The following is a 12,604-nucleotide window of genomic DNA, read 5'->3' on the forward strand; positions in this document are numbered from 1 at the left end:
GCTCCCCCTCGGTAGCCGTCCGCGCCGGGGACGGTATCGAACGGGTGCCGACGTGGTGACGGGGTTTCTACTCAACCGGGCCGCGTCACTCGTTCAGCCCAGCGCCGGTCAGGTCGAGGGCCAGCACGTCCGGGGAGTCGCTGCGGAGCGCGTCGCCCGACTGCCGGAGGGAGGGAGCGCAGGGTTTGAGCCCCCGGTCCGGGCATGGGGGTGCCGGACCAGGGAGGGGTGACTGCCGTCGGTCGGTCGCTTCGGCATCACCCGCGGACGTCGTTGCTCGTCCGCCGGGCCGGGGTGGCAGGGCAGAGCCGGGGGAGGGGTGTCCTGCACTCGCACCCCGCGCTTCCAAACCTGCTGAGCCGGGTACCGCCTTCGCACAGACGTCGGGGTGCACGCTCGCGCGGTCCCTCTCACGGACGCTGCACGGCTGTGAACCATGACCAGGGCGAACACCGACCCACGGCCTGCCTGGAACGGCCGTGGCGGGGAGCGCATCTGCTACGCTCGGCTCTGCTGTTTTGTTCGTTTGGCGACTGCAAGATAGCACGAAGCCCCGACCTTCCCGGTCGGGGCTTTCGTATGCGCCGCAAAGGTTTTCACGTTTTCCGGAGCTACGGCTCGCGCTGGCCGCCGTGCTCCCGCAGTTGCCTCTTGACCTCGTCCAGCCGGAACCGGTGGTGGCCGCTCGGCAGCGTCATGTCGGGCGTGATCCAGCCGCGTTCGACCCAGCGCGCCACCGTGCGCGGGGATACGGCGAGCGCCTTCGCGACGTCGCGTGTCGTCACCAATGGCTGACTTGGCTCGGAGGGCACGCCTCGACGTTAAGTAGACCGGGTGACTTCGGCATCTGCCATGTAGCCCAATGACGAATGGGTGATCTAAATTCTGCGGAGTGACGTAAAGTCTCGGAAGTCCGATTTTGGGGGTGCTGATGCGGATGGGGCACTACTGGCTACCGGTGGCGGTCGGCGACGGCGGTGTGCGGCACGCCTTCCGAGGGCGGCGGTGGGAGGGCGAGTCGGCGGCTGAGGCGGTGTGCGGTGAGCCGCTGGCGCTGGCGAAGCCGTCGGAGATGGACTGGATCACCTTCCGCTCCTGCCACGGCTGCCGTTGCGCGCTGCTCATCGAAGCGGGGATGCGGCCCGAAGTCGTGTACGGAGATCGAAGTCGCTCAACGGTCGGGAAAGGGCAGTTCTGATCGGGTATCCCGCAACCGCTTTGGGGGTCACGCGCGAAGGTTCAACGAAATCGCCACCGCTGCCGCGAGCAACAGGAAGATGCCGTAAACCCAACCTGCCGCCTTCCGGGACCGGTGTTCACTGTGAAGGACGGCGCTGAGGCCGAGCGCTCCCACGATTCCGTAAAAGACGGCGGCGAACGCGGCGAACCCGGCTTCGATGCTGACTTCGCTCGCGAACAGCAGTGCGGAGCTGGTCAGCGGAATGATCAAAACCCACACGCACAGCGCTAGTGAGAGGGTGATCCAACCGACGACCGTCCCCGCCGTTGCCGGTTTCCTCCGGTTGGTCTCCATTGCTCAGTCGCCTCCCTGTTCGTTGGCCGCTGAGCTGCCCACTCCACCGGCCACTACTCGTGCCATCCCGTCCAACGACTCGTCGTATTTCCAGTAATCGGAGTGATACGACTGGTCGCGGACAGGGAGCTCACGTGCCCCGAAGGAAGGATCCGACGGGTCCCTCCCGAACCAGTGATCGTCGAACGGGTCATGGTAGTCGAGCGGGTTCGGAGACGGCGTGGCGTATTCGATGATGTCGAGGGAGGAGGTCCCTGACCAGACGTGGCCCGGAGCTGCCCCTAGTTCGCTGGCGTGGTCGACACCCACGCCGGGCGACCCGATGAAAATGATGTTGTCAGCGTGGACTCCGTGATCACGCGCTGCGTATCCCACCTGAGTGGATCCGTACGAGTGACCGATGATCGTGTTGTTGCTCGGTTGCTCCAGTTGGTGGCTCGCGCGAAGCCCTTCCTGGAAGCGGGACAAGCCAAGGCTGCCGTCCTCGGCGTACTCCCCGTCCGCGGCATCGGCGAGGCTCGGCGGGGATTCATATCCGGCATAGGTGATCGAGGCGACGGATTCGTTCGCCCCCAGGTCCTGTGCTCGACGCATCACCTCATCCCCGCGGTCCACGTAGTCCATCACATCGCCAAGGTCTGAATAGGTTCCCGGGACGGTGGTCACCACGTTCTGGGCGGTATCAGGGTTTCCATTGGCTATGATCGCCTGCCCCCGACCGCCGGATGCCGTTGAGTCGATTCCGAGCAAGTAGTAATCAGGATGGCGGACCTTCTCCTCGAGTTCTCGAAGGCCGGAGAGGGCTTGTTCGATCTCCGCGGCCTGGGACTCCAGGCGTTGCTTCTCCGCTGCCATCCCTTCGCCGGGGCGAATGCCAGCAATGTGGTTGCGAACGGATCGTTGTTTCGCTTCCAGCTCGCGTCGCTGTCCGGCGAGCAAGGCCATGTTCGCCTGGTCGCGTGCGGTGGTGGGGACGCCGTCCGCGCTGCCGACGAGCTGCGGGAAGCGGTCGATGAGATCGGCGCGTTGAGCAGTGGACAGCGACGACCAGCAGCCGTGCACCGCTGCTGGGCCCTGCGTCATGGCCTGCTCGAACATGCCTCGGGTCGCGTCGGCGGCGCGGCCTTCCACGGCTGTCGCGGCATGTGCGAGGGCAGCCCCCGCCGGGTTCGTCGGGTGCGCTCCGGCCTGAGCCCACTCCGCACCCTGCGGGAGGCCTTGGAGAGCGTCCTTCGCCTCGTTCAGCGCGTGGACGAGCTTCTCGTGCGCGGCGCGCTCCAGGCCCCGGGCTTGCTCGACGGTGGCCCTGGCTTCGGCGAACGCGGACTCCTGCGCGGCTCGCCGCGCTCGGGCCGCCTCTGCTTCGGCGGCTGTCCGGGGGAGTTCCGCCGAGGGCATTCCGGTCGGTTCCGGGCGTGCGGCAGCCGGTGGGTGGATCAGGTCACCGAGGACCATCAATCGACCTTCGGCGGCTACCTGCTTGGCTTGCTCCATGCGCGCTCGCACGGTGTCGATCTCGTCGGACCACGCTTCGACCGCCCGTGCGGTTGCTACGAAAAGCTCGGCGAGCGTGTCACCGCCACCGGCTTGCTCCGTCGCCCAGCGTTGGAAAGCTTCGGACGCTTGCCCTTCCCACGCGGCGGCTGCTGCGGTGCGGACCTGATGCTGTCCCGTGGCGACCCGCTCGGTATTCGTCCCGAGGAGGTGTACCTGCTCCGCGTAGCCGCGCATCGCAGCCGGATCGCCTGCGACCCAAGTGTTCAGCGCCACGGCTGATCAGTGCCCCATCCGTTGGAACAGGCCGGAATTGGCGTCGTCGGTGGAGGCGTAGTCCGCGCTGTTGGCATCGAGGTCGGCCGCGCCACGATGCACCACCTCGACGTACCCGGCGGCGGCGCGCAGCAGGTCGGCGGCGGTCGCCGAGACAGCGGCGCTGGACGGCCCCGCGTCGGCCGGTGGCAGAGGGCGTGCCTCACCCAGGGCCTCGGTCGACTGTTCCAGGTCACCGGCCATGCTTCTCAGGGTCGCCGGATCGATTCGCACGGTCACGGATCATTCCCCCTCGGTAGCCGTCCGCGCGGGCGACGGTATCGAACGGGTGCCGACGTGGTGACGGGGTTTCTACTCAACCGGGCCGCGCCACTCGTTCAGCCCAGTAGCCCAGGCAGGGCGAGAACGGTGCGACCGCGAAGCTGACAAGGCGGCCGATTCGTGCATTCCCCGTCGCACCGGTTCGTCCGGCTTGGCCAGCGCTGTGACCGCGTCCGTGGTGCGCTCGTCCTGCCGACCGCCCAGGTTCACCCGCGGCCGCCTTCGAGTTCGCGGATCGCTTCTTCCCACGACACGGTGCCGGACGGCTCGGCTTCCCACGCCCGGCGGGACCAGTAGGCGTCCTCCTCCTCCGCGATGTGGTCGGCCGCGTCGGTGGACAGCAGAGCGGCGAGCCGGGTGCCGCACTCGGTCACGTAAACCCGGTAGCCGTCCTGCGCCATGCGCGCGAACTTGCCCGGGGTCGCCTTCAAATCGGAAAGGGTTACCTCGACCTCATCGTCGTGGGAGGGCACGGGTCCAGCCGTCATGGCCACATCATGCCGCTCGACCACTCCGACCAGTTCGCCCGCCTGTACCACTCACGCCCGGTCGGGGAGGAGAGGTCGTCGACGCGACGGGGGCGATGCGGTGGTCGAAGTACCGGGGTCTCATCGTTCCCGGCCACGTGGTCTGCTGGAGTCGGCGGGACCGCGGCGTTTCGTCCCGATGGTGAACGGGCTGAACTTCGATCGGCGAGTGGGTGCGTCGGTCGCCGGGAGTCGCCTGGCGCTCGGTGCGCGTCGTCGCCGGGAGGGCGCCCGCCGCCGGTTCGGGCGGGCGAATTTCTCGTACCGGTCGGCGACCTTGCCCCACGAGGGGCTCATCATGCGTGCCAGGAGCAGTCCGATCGCGACCAGCACGGCTGCGACCACGAGGCCGATTTCCTTTTCCAGTTCGGCGTTGGGGCCCTGGGAGAACACGTCCATGGCGACGGATCCCATCATCGCGCCGCCGAGTGCGATGAGGAATTCACCGGAGAGGAGATGCCCGTTGCTCCGGGACTTCGCGAGCCTGGCGTAGGCCTTCGCTTCTTCGTCCGTCCGCGTTTCGTCGGGCTTGGGCCACCGCCGTCCGGCTGGGTGCCAGTCCTCCGGGAGCATCCACGCCGAGGTGACGTACCGGAACGCCGAGGGCTGCACGTCGCCGAGTATCGGGCTCCGGCGGGTGCGGGACCACTGCCGCCACCAGCGAGCGGACCAGTAGGCGAAGACGGCGAAGAGAACGAAGGAGAGGGTTGTCGTCAGAATTGCCATGGCGGAACGCGCCCTCTATTCGGTCTTCCGCCGGCGACTGATGCGCGGGGGTGAGGTCGGGCCGGCCAGGGCGATGAACATCGCGCCCACGGTGAGAAGACCCACCGGTACGAGGATGAGGACCCGGGCGACCACCGGGGAAATGGTTCCGGTCATGGTCAACACGTTCACGATGCCGATGGAGAGGAACGTCGCGGAGATCAGCGTCAACGCGAGCGCGACGAAGAGGTCGTGGGCCTTGTTCCGCGGCTTTCCCCCGCGTGGTCCGCCCCGGTCCGGGCGCACGATTCCGAGGGTTCGGGTTGTGGCCGGAATTCGTCGTTCGTGCATGGAGCACAGGGTATTCGGGCGCGATGGAGGTCGTGCCCGTTCTCGACATCCTCCTCGTGCCTTCGTGATCCCCGCCGACCGCACGGCGGAAGGGACGCAGCCCCGGAACGCGATCCGGGGCTGCGCCGGTCGGTGGTGGGTCACCAGGCGTGCTGGGCCGTCTGGTGGAGGGGCAGGGTGATCTCCTCGGTGAACTGCGGCCCCACGAGGTACCGGGTGCAGCCCTCCTGCTCGCCGAGCGGGCACGGGTTGCCCGCGCCGTCGAAGTACGCGCTGCGGGTGTTGGTGCCGACGACCGTGCCGATGCCGGTCTCCGGGGACAGCGCGGCGAACCGGGGGCCACCGCTGGAACCGCCGCCCATGACGCAGGCGACGCCCCACAGCCCGGGCGCGGCGGGGTTGTCGGGAGTGCCGGGGTACTCCTTCGCCGGACCCCGGCAGAAGGCGAGCCGCTCGCCGATGTACTCGGGCAGCCCTTCCCGCTCGGGATCGGACGCGGCGCGCGGGTAGCCGAACGCCGTCGCGGTGCCCGCGCCCGGCTTGTCGAAGCCGATGCGCTGGGCGGCGCCGACCGCGTCCTGGACCCGCTGCCCGCGCTCGTTCGGGTTGAGCACCACGGTGGCCTGGTCGTAGGCGCCGTAGATCTCCCCGTGCTGCTGGTCGTTGTCCAGCCAGGTCGCGTCGACGAAGCTGATCCGGCCGGTGAACCGGCCGAAGGGCTCCCGCCCGTCGTGATAGGCGGGGATGAACAACACGTTGCGGGTCCACTGGTTGTCCTCGCCGAGGAGGTTCGTGGCGTTGACGCAGTGCCCGGCCGTGACGATCGTGCTGCGGTTGGCCGCCTGGACCACGGTCGCGGTGCAGCTCGCGTCCTCGCCGTGGTCGGTGAAGAACAGCCGCCCCACGGTTTCGTTCAGCGCGTTGCGGTTGGTCCACGGGGCCCCGTCCGGCCCGGCCTTGGGCGGGTTGTCCGAGGCGGGCTCGGTGAGCGCGGCGATGCGCTCGGGCGTCCAGTAGTCCTGCACCGCTCGCTGCTCCTCGGCGCTGGTGGCCAGGCGGTGCTCGGCGACGGACTCGGCCGCGGCGGGCGCGGCGGTCAGCGTGCCCACCGCCAGCGCCGCAGCCCCGACGACCAGGCCCTTCCACTTCGTGCTCATCATGCGGCCAAGCTAGGCGGCGGTTGTCAGGAACTTGTCAGCTTCCCGCGGGCAGCCGCACGGTGAACGTCGACCCGACGCCGGGCGTGCTCGTCGCGGTGACGCCGCCGCCCTGCGCCTCGGCGAGCTTCCGGGCGATCGCCAGGCCCAGCCCGCTGCCCCCGGTCTCCCGGTTCCGGGACTTCTCCGCGCGCCAGAAGCGGTCGAACACGTGCGGGAGGTCCTCGGGGTCGATGCCCGAACCCGTGTCGGCCACCTCGATCACCACCTCCGCACCGTCCTGCCTCGCCCGCACGGTGATCGAACCGCCCTCCGGCGTGTGCCGGACCGCGTTGGCGACGAGGTTGCCGACCACCTGCCGCAACCGCACCGGATCGGCCACCAGCTCCAGGTCCGCGGGGGCGGAGACCTCGACCGGCGCGGTCGCCACCTGGTCGAGCAGGTCGGCGAGCCGCACCGCCTCGGGGTGCAGCGCGAGCTGTCCCGCGTCGGCCATCGCCAGGTCCTGCAAGTCGTCGATCACGCGTTGCAGCAGCAGGGCCTCTTCCAACAACGACGTGATCAGGGCCGGGTCCCGGTCGCTGACGCCGTCCTCGGCCGCTTCGAGCCAGCCGCGGATGTTGGACAGCGGGGTGCGCAGCTCGTGGGCCACGTCGCCGACCATCACCTTGCGCAGTGCTTCGGTCCGCTGGCGGGCCGCGGCCATGTCGTTGAACGCGGACCCGAGCCGCGCGACCTCGTCGCGGCCGTGCACCGCGACCCGGGCGTCCAGCTCACCGCCCGCCATCCGCTGCGCGGCGTCGGTCAGCGCGTGCAGCGGGCGAACCAGGCGTCGTCCCACGAGCACCGTGACCGCCACGGCCAGCACCAGCACCCCCGACGCGACCACGGCGATGCGGACCTGGTTGGCCGGGGAGAGGTCGAACGCGTTGGGCGCCTCCCCGGTCCCGGTGGTCACGAACAGCAGCGCGGCCGGAGCCACGAACGGCGCGAGCTGCTCGTGCCGGGCGCCGTCCAGGCAGGTCCGGACCCGGTCGGCGGGCACCGCCGGGGCGGGCGAGGTGCCGGCCTGGGTCCAGGTCAGGTCGAGCGCCAGGTGCACCGGCGGCAGGCCCTGCCGCCCGAGGCAGCCGTTCACCAGGCCCTGCAACGCGTCCAGCGCGGTGCGCTCGGTGGGCGTCGCCGCGCCGAGCGCGCCCGCCCCGCACCGGGCCAGCACCTGCGGGGACGCGCCGACGACGCGCGGCCGGCCGCCGGGGTCCGCCGCGATGGCCCCGCGCTCGCCCGCCGACCGGGCGCAGCGCAGGACCCGTTCGGCTCCCGCGTGCAGCCGTCGCCGCTCCGCCGCGGTGAGCCGGAAGGGACCCACCGCCGCGGGGGCGATCCGGTCCGCGGGCGCGTCCGGGACGAGCGCGGCGTCGACCGCCAGCGGATCGACCACCGCGGAGGCGGTCGCGGGCAGCGGCGCGCCACCGGCGGCCGAATCCGCGATGGGCGACCGGTCCTGGGTCACCAGCACGACCCGCCGACCGGTCTCCGCGGCGAGCGACCGGACCAGCGGGCCGACGCCGGACCAGTCCGGGTGGGTCGCCGCGAAGTCGAGCAAGGCGCTGTAGACGCGGGTTCCGTCGGTGAGGACGACGCCCTGCTCCTGCCGGATGGCGCCGCTGGTGGTCCGGGCGGCGAGCCACGCCGTCGCCGCGACGGCGGCGACCGCCACCAGCACCGAGGCCGCCAGCAGCCGCGCGAGCAGGCTATGGCGCATCGGCCGGCCCCGCGGTGAGCTTGTAGCCGACGCCGTACACCGTCACCAGCCGGACGGGTCGGCGCGGCCGCGGTTCGATCTTCTTGCGCAGGTTCGTCACGTGCACGTCGATCGCACGCCCGGTGATGTCGCGGTCGTACCCGTGCAGCCGCTCCAGGAGCTGTTCCCGGGTGAACACCCGCTCGGCCTGCGCCGCCAGCGCTTCGAGCAACCGGAACTCGCCCGGCGTGCAGTCCACCGCGCGGCCGTCGACGTGCACCTCGTGGCGGACCGGGTCCACCGCGAGCGCCCCCACCCGGTGCACCCGGCTGCTCGCCTCGGCGGGACGGCGCGCCCGGCGCAGCAGCGCGCGCACCCTGGCGACGAGCTCCCGCGGGCTGAACGGCTTGGTCAGGTAGTCGTCGGCGCCCGAATCCAGGCCGCGCACCATGTCGTCCTCAGTGGACCGAGCGGTGAGCATCAGCACCGGCACGCCGGACTCGCGGCGCAGCGCCCGGCACGCGTCCAGGCCATCCAGCCGCGGCAGCATCACGTCGAGCACGAGCAGCTCCGGCTCGTGGCGGCGCACCTCCCGCAGCGCCGCGTCGCCGTCGGCGACCACGGCCACCGAATGCCCCTCCCGGACCAGGTACCGGCGCACCAGCTCGGCCTGCTTCGGATCGTCCTCGGCCAGCACGATATGCGCGCACATCGCGCGATCATAGGTCGTCCACCGGGCGGATCCCGGCGAAACGATCAACGGCGGCGGCGTGCTCCGGTCGCGTGCTGGGTACCCCGGCGGGAACACGAGCACGAGGAGGTGTGGATGACCACCGTGGCTTTCCTGGGGACCGGCGCGATGGGGGCGCCGATGGTGCGCAACCTGCTCCGCGCCGGGTTCACCGTCCGCGTCTGGAACCGGACCCGGACCAAGGCCGAGGCGCTGGCCGAGGACGGCGCGGTGGTCGCCGACAGCCCCTCCGAGGCCGCCCGCGACGCCGACGTGCTGGTCACCATGCTGATCGACGGCGAGGCCACCGCCGGTGCCGGGCGGGAGGCCGTCGGCGCGCTCGGCGACGAGGCGCTGTGGTTGCAGATGGGCACGATCGGGGTGCGGGGCATGGCCCAGGTGGTGCCGGTGGCCTCGGGCGTGCACCTGGTGGACGCGCCGGTGCTGGGCACCGTGCGCCCCGCCGAGCAGGGGACGCTCACCGTGCTCGCCGCCGCGCCCGAGGCGGTCCGGGACCGGGCCCGGCAGGTGTTCGACGCGCTGGGCCGCACGATGTGGGTCGGTGCGGACGCCGCCGGGGCGGCGGGCACCCGGCTCAAGCTCGCGACCAACGCCTGGGTGCTGGCGCTGACCAACGCGGTCGGGGAGTCAATGGCGCTGGCGGATTCGCTCGGCGTGGACCCCCGCGACTTCCTCGAAGCCCTCGACGGCACCCCCACCGACTCCCCGTACGCGCACGTCAAGGGCACCGCGATCCTCGACGGCGACTACGCCCCGTCGTTCACGGTGCGCGGCGCCTTCAAGGACGCCACGCTGATCGCCGAGGTCACCGGCGGACCGCTGCGCCTCGACGTCGCCGAGGCCTGCCGCGAGCGGTTCCGCCGGGCGGTCGAGGCCGGGCACGGCGACGAGGACATGGCCGCCGCCTACTTCGCCTCCTTCTCCGGGGAGAACGCCCCGCGCCGGTAGGTCAGGTGCAGGACTCCGCTCCGGACGGGTGGTTCTCGCGTCGGTGGCCGTCGCCATTCGGTTGCCGAAGTGTGATCCGGTTCTGTTGGAACGGCTCGGGAAATACCAGATGCGAGTGTGCGGAACTACCGCCGCGAGATTCATTTCTCCGTCCTGCAATAGATGAGTAGCGCAACGACGCACTCCATCTAGCGGATCCATGACGGGAACCCGATCATTATCCTGTTCACGCGTGGGTCGGGAAATGTAGTTGGCTCCCCGCGGGGGAGCGGCCGTTGGGGGCGGCGAGCGCATGGCGGAGCGCGGCGACTCGGAGGAGCGCGAGATGGTAGCCCCGGCTGTGCTGGATTCGGCCTCCGGTGTGGACGAAGAGCACGGTGAACTCGCGTACGTCCCGTCGAAGAAGTTCACCCGCGGCGACCGCGAGGCGGTTCTTGAATTGCGGGCCACCGAGGACGGCCAGATCGCGGTACTCGCCTATTCGTCCTTGGCCCTGCTCGTCGAAGCCTGTGGAGAACGGCAACCCTGGGTGTCGCTGCGCTGGGCAGCGCTCCAGGAATTGCAACGACGTGGCGACGCCGACGTGATCCTGTGGAACGTCGAAATCCCGAAGGACTTGCGCTGACCGGAAGGGGAACGTGGTGGAACGCCTCTACGCGAAGGACCCGGAACTGGGATTCGTCGCCACCAGGATGCGTGATGCCGCGACGGATCTCGAGGAATCGATAGATGATCCGCCGGAGGTCGAGGCCGGCTCCGTCACGGTATTGATCCGAGCGGTGCTGTCCCTCATGACCGAGGAGTTGGGTGACGTGGTCGTCGGCCTCTCCGCAGGCGCTGAAGCTGTCGCCGACGGACGCGACGTGTACCGGGAATCGGACGAGGTGGCCGCCGGCGAATTCCTGCGACGGGGTTCACCAGGCTGAACGGGGGAGACGTGGGAGGGCAGCTGAACATCGCGGTGCGTGCGCGACCGCGCAGCATTCGCGCGGTGGCCGACTGGATGCGCGATGCGGGTGAGCAGTCCGCGACGACGGCGGGCCAGGTCCAGTCCGCGCGTTCGGTGTCCGAGGGCGCGTGGGCGGGCACGGCCGCCGAGGCCGCCCGCGCCTTCATGGCGAAAGCCGGTGGCCAGATCGAGGACATCGCCGCCGCCTTCGCCGATATGGCGGCGGCGATGCGGGTGCACGCCGACGACATCGACACCGTGCTCACGAAGATGGAGGAAGCGAGGCGAGTAGCCATCGAGGGCCGGTTGGTCATCAAGGGCGATTACATCCTCGGGCCGGGTGCGGCACCCGCGGCCCCGCTGGAGCTGCCCTCCCAGCCGACGCCTTCGGACGAGCTCGCGCACAGCGCTGCTGTTCGCGCACAGGCCGTCTACCTCAAGCAGGTGAAGAGTTTCGTCGAGGCCACCGAGATCGTGGATGACGCTCGGAAGAAGGAGAACGAGTCGCAGGGCGTGTTGGCGAAGTACTTCGACAACTACTGGGAGAAGAAGTACTTCAACGCCGCCGACACGCTCACCGCCGCAGCGGGCGGAGTGGTGGCCCGGACGAGCAAGTTCGTAGGAATGGCCGCCAGGCTCGAAGCGCAGTCCAACGCGTTGGGAACGTGGGCCAACGATGCGAAGTTCAGCGCCGCGGCGCGGCTGCAGATGTCGATCCTGCAAGTCGGCAAGCTCGTCGAGAAGCAGGAGGCGACGCGTCGGGCGTTCGCCGGTTATCCGGCCAGGTTCCTCGGCAAATCCCCGAAGTGGCTGAAAGTGGCCGTGACGGCGAGCGTTGTCCCGAAGCAGTCGCGCATCGCGAACGCCCTCCCGCTCCTCAAACGCGTTCCGGTGATCGGTGCGGCGCTCACGACGACCACGTCGGTGCTCGACATCGTTGACGGCAAGAACCCGGTCCAAGTCATTGCCGCCGGTGTCGGATCCCTCGGTGCTGGTGCCCTCGCTGGTGCCGCCTTGGCGAGTGCGCCGGTCACCGTTGCGGTGCTTGCCGGTGCGGTGGTCTCCACTGGCGTCGGCTTCCTCGTGGAGGAATACGGCGACGAAGCCTACGAATGGATGGCAGGAGTGGGGGACAAGCTCGCCGAAATCAATCCGAAAATGACCAGGTGATGTCGATCGTGAACGCAGAATTCGAGGGAAATGTTGTACTTCCTCCCCGTCCGGATCGTGAAACCGGTGAACCGCATCCGCCGACCGCTCCCAGGGTCGGGCATTTCGACGCCGCTGATGATGACGAGATGACCGTTCCCCGAAGACGAAGACCTCCGTCGGGTTTCGGTCCGGTGCACGAGGTCTACGTGGTGGGGCGGGGGACCGCTATCGGTGCGTCCGCCTTCATCGCCGCGTCCTGCGCGCTCGTCGTGACGCTGCACTTCGGTGGGTTCGGCTGGGTCGGTGCGTACCCGTGGATGGTTCTGCTGATCCTCCTCTTCTTCGTCTACCCGCTCTACGTCGTCGTCAGGGACAACGCCTTGTTCGCCGGAGCCGATTGGCTGGCGTCGTCCAAGCGATGGGTCAGCACGTACGAGCTGACCGACATCGCGATATCCCGTGGTTGGGCGACTTACTTGCTCGACATCACCGACGTGCACGGCAACCGGTTCACGGTCGGCCTCCGGCAAATCCAGGCGAATTATCGGATGTGGAACCTCGTCTTCAACGGAATCCTGCATTCGGTGCACCGCAACGGAGCACGGATCAATGACCGGGCGTGCGAAGAACTCGGCTTCGCCGCTGGTGGCGGTCGCGGGCAGCACTCCCACCCGGCTTCGTAGTGTGATGTTGGT

General features: G+C 69.7%; 16 protein-coding genes. 6 read left to right on the forward strand and 10 right to left on the reverse strand.

Annotated features, from left to right (window positions below; genetic code table 11):
• Positions 1-611 precede the first annotated feature (611 nt).
• Positions 612-785 carry a helix-turn-helix domain-containing protein gene (locus ABD976_RS05810; protein WP_345358268.1) on the reverse strand — a complete coding sequence of 58 codons (174 nt, stop codon included), beginning with the start codon at positions 783-785 and terminating at the stop codon, positions 612-614.
• Positions 786-931: 146 nt separating this feature from the next.
• On the opposite strand from ABD976_RS05810, the gene ABD976_RS05815 reads away from it, so the two are divergent.
• Positions 932-1,198 carry a hypothetical protein gene (locus ABD976_RS05815; protein ID WP_345358739.1) on the forward strand — a complete coding sequence of 89 codons (267 nt, stop codon included), beginning with the start codon at positions 932-934 and terminating at the stop codon, positions 1,196-1,198.
• 27 nt (positions 1,199-1,225) lie between these two features.
• On the opposite strand, the gene ABD976_RS05820 is transcribed toward ABD976_RS05815, so the two are convergent.
• From ABD976_RS05820 to ABD976_RS05860, 9 genes are all read right to left on the reverse strand, one after another.
• A complete protein-coding gene (locus tag ABD976_RS05820) occupies positions 1,226-1,534 on the reverse strand; it encodes a hypothetical protein (protein ID WP_345358271.1) in 309 nt (102 codons plus the stop codon).
• A gap of 3 nt (positions 1,535-1,537) precedes the next feature.
• Positions 1,538-3,304, reverse strand: coding sequence for an alpha/beta hydrolase (locus tag ABD976_RS05825; RefSeq protein WP_345358274.1), 1,767 nt, complete (start codon positions 3,302-3,304; stop codon positions 1,538-1,540).
• A 6-nt stretch (positions 3,305-3,310) separates the two neighbouring features.
• Positions 3,311-3,583, reverse strand: a complete 273-nt coding sequence (locus ABD976_RS05830; RefSeq protein ID WP_345358277.1) for a hypothetical protein — start codon at positions 3,581-3,583, stop codon at positions 3,311-3,313.
• 248 nt (positions 3,584-3,831) lie between these two features.
• A complete protein-coding gene (locus ABD976_RS05835; protein ID WP_345358280.1) occupies positions 3,832-4,113 on the reverse strand; it encodes a type II toxin-antitoxin system Phd/YefM family antitoxin in 282 nt (93 codons plus the stop codon).
• Positions 4,114-4,233: 120 nt separating this feature from the next.
• On the reverse strand, positions 4,234-4,725 hold the full coding sequence (locus tag ABD976_RS05840; protein ID WP_345358283.1) for a hypothetical protein: 492 nt from the start codon (positions 4,723-4,725) through the stop codon (positions 4,234-4,236).
• Between the two features lie 168 nt (positions 4,726-4,893).
• Positions 4,894-5,208 carry a hypothetical protein gene (locus ABD976_RS05845; RefSeq protein ID WP_345358286.1) on the reverse strand — a complete coding sequence of 105 codons (315 nt, stop codon included), beginning with the start codon at positions 5,206-5,208 and terminating at the stop codon, positions 4,894-4,896.
• A gap of 140 nt (positions 5,209-5,348) precedes the next feature.
• The gene (locus ABD976_RS05850) at positions 5,349-6,368 is read right to left on the reverse strand and encodes a trypsin-like serine peptidase (RefSeq protein ID WP_345358289.1); all 1,020 of its coding nucleotides are present in this window, start codon (positions 6,366-6,368) and stop codon (positions 5,349-5,351) included.
• A gap of 34 nt (positions 6,369-6,402) precedes the next feature.
• Entirely contained in the window at positions 6,403-8,130 is a 1,728-nt protein-coding gene (locus ABD976_RS05855) for a sensor histidine kinase (RefSeq protein WP_345358292.1), read from the reverse strand.
• Positions 8,120-8,821, reverse strand: coding sequence for a response regulator transcription factor (locus tag ABD976_RS05860; RefSeq protein ID WP_345358295.1), 702 nt, complete (start codon positions 8,819-8,821; stop codon positions 8,120-8,122). The genes ABD976_RS05855 and ABD976_RS05860 overlap by 11 nt, the downstream gene beginning before the upstream one ends.
• Here ABD976_RS05860 and ABD976_RS05865 point away from each other — a divergent pair.
• The 5 genes from ABD976_RS05865 to ABD976_RS05885 all read left to right on the forward strand — a co-directional run bounded on the left by ABD976_RS05865 (position 8,810) and on the right by ABD976_RS05885 (position 12,592).
• Complete coding sequence (locus ABD976_RS05865; protein ID WP_345358298.1) at positions 8,810-9,808, forward strand: NAD(P)-dependent oxidoreductase; 999 nt, start codon at positions 8,810-8,812, stop codon at positions 9,806-9,808. The two genes, ABD976_RS05860 and ABD976_RS05865, sit on opposite strands and share 12 nt — an antisense overlap.
• A gap of 292 nt (positions 9,809-10,100) precedes the next feature.
• On the forward strand, positions 10,101-10,433 hold the full coding sequence (locus tag ABD976_RS05870) for an SAV_915 family protein (protein WP_345358301.1): 333 nt from the start codon (positions 10,101-10,103) through the stop codon (positions 10,431-10,433).
• A 16-nt stretch (positions 10,434-10,449) separates the two neighbouring features.
• Positions 10,450-10,734: a hypothetical protein gene (locus ABD976_RS05875; protein ID WP_345358304.1), complete on the forward strand. Its 285-nt coding sequence runs from the start codon at positions 10,450-10,452 to the stop codon at positions 10,732-10,734.
• Positions 10,735-10,799: 65 nt separating this feature from the next.
• Positions 10,800-11,927, forward strand: coding sequence for a hypothetical protein (locus tag ABD976_RS05880; RefSeq protein WP_345358315.1), 1,128 nt, complete (start codon positions 10,800-10,802; stop codon positions 11,925-11,927).
• Positions 11,924-12,592 (forward strand): hypothetical protein, encoded by a 669-nt coding sequence (locus tag ABD976_RS05885; RefSeq protein ID WP_345358318.1) that lies wholly within the window; start codon positions 11,924-11,926, stop codon positions 12,590-12,592. The genes ABD976_RS05880 and ABD976_RS05885 overlap by 4 nt, the downstream gene beginning before the upstream one ends.
• The last annotated feature ends 12 nt before the right edge of the window (positions 12,593-12,604 follow it).

It is taken from the genome of Saccharopolyspora cebuensis, from assembly GCF_039542665.1.
Lineage (GTDB): Bacteria > Actinomycetota > Actinomycetes > Mycobacteriales > Pseudonocardiaceae > Saccharopolyspora > Saccharopolyspora cebuensis.

Excerpts from the sequence above, each read along its gene's own strand:
- ABD976_RS05870 (WP_345358301.1), top strand. The coding sequence starts at position 10,101 with ATGGCGGAGCGCGGCGACTCGGAGGAGCGCGAGATGGTAGCCCCGGCT.
- ABD976_RS05860 (WP_345358295.1), bottom strand. The coding sequence starts at position 8,821 with ATGTGCGCGCATATCGTGCTGGCCGAGGACGATCCGAAGCAGGCCGAG.
- ABD976_RS05840 (WP_345358283.1), bottom strand. The coding sequence starts at position 4,725 with ATGCTCCCGGAGGACTGGCACCCAGCCGGACGGCGGTGGCCCAAGCCC.
- ABD976_RS05855 (WP_345358292.1), bottom strand. The coding sequence starts at position 8,130 with ATGCGCCATAGCCTGCTCGCGCGGCTGCTGGCGGCCTCGGTGCTGGTG.
- ABD976_RS05865 (WP_345358298.1), top strand. The coding sequence starts at position 8,810 with ATGCGCGCACATCGCGCGATCATAGGTCGTCCACCGGGCGGATCCCGG.
- ABD976_RS05820 (WP_345358271.1), bottom strand. The coding sequence starts at position 1,534 with ATGGAGACCAACCGGAGGAAACCGGCAACGGCGGGGACGGTCGTCGGT.
- ABD976_RS05835 (WP_345358280.1), bottom strand. The coding sequence starts at position 4,113 with ATGACGGCTGGACCCGTGCCCTCCCACGACGATGAGGTCGAGGTAACC.
- ABD976_RS05850 (WP_345358289.1), bottom strand. The coding sequence starts at position 6,368 with ATGATGAGCACGAAGTGGAAGGGCCTGGTCGTCGGGGCTGCGGCGCTG.
- ABD976_RS05815 (WP_345358739.1), top strand. The coding sequence starts at position 932 with ATGCGGATGGGGCACTACTGGCTACCGGTGGCGGTCGGCGACGGCGGT.
- ABD976_RS05845 (WP_345358286.1), bottom strand. The coding sequence starts at position 5,208 with ATGCACGAACGACGAATTCCGGCCACAACCCGAACCCTCGGAATCGTG.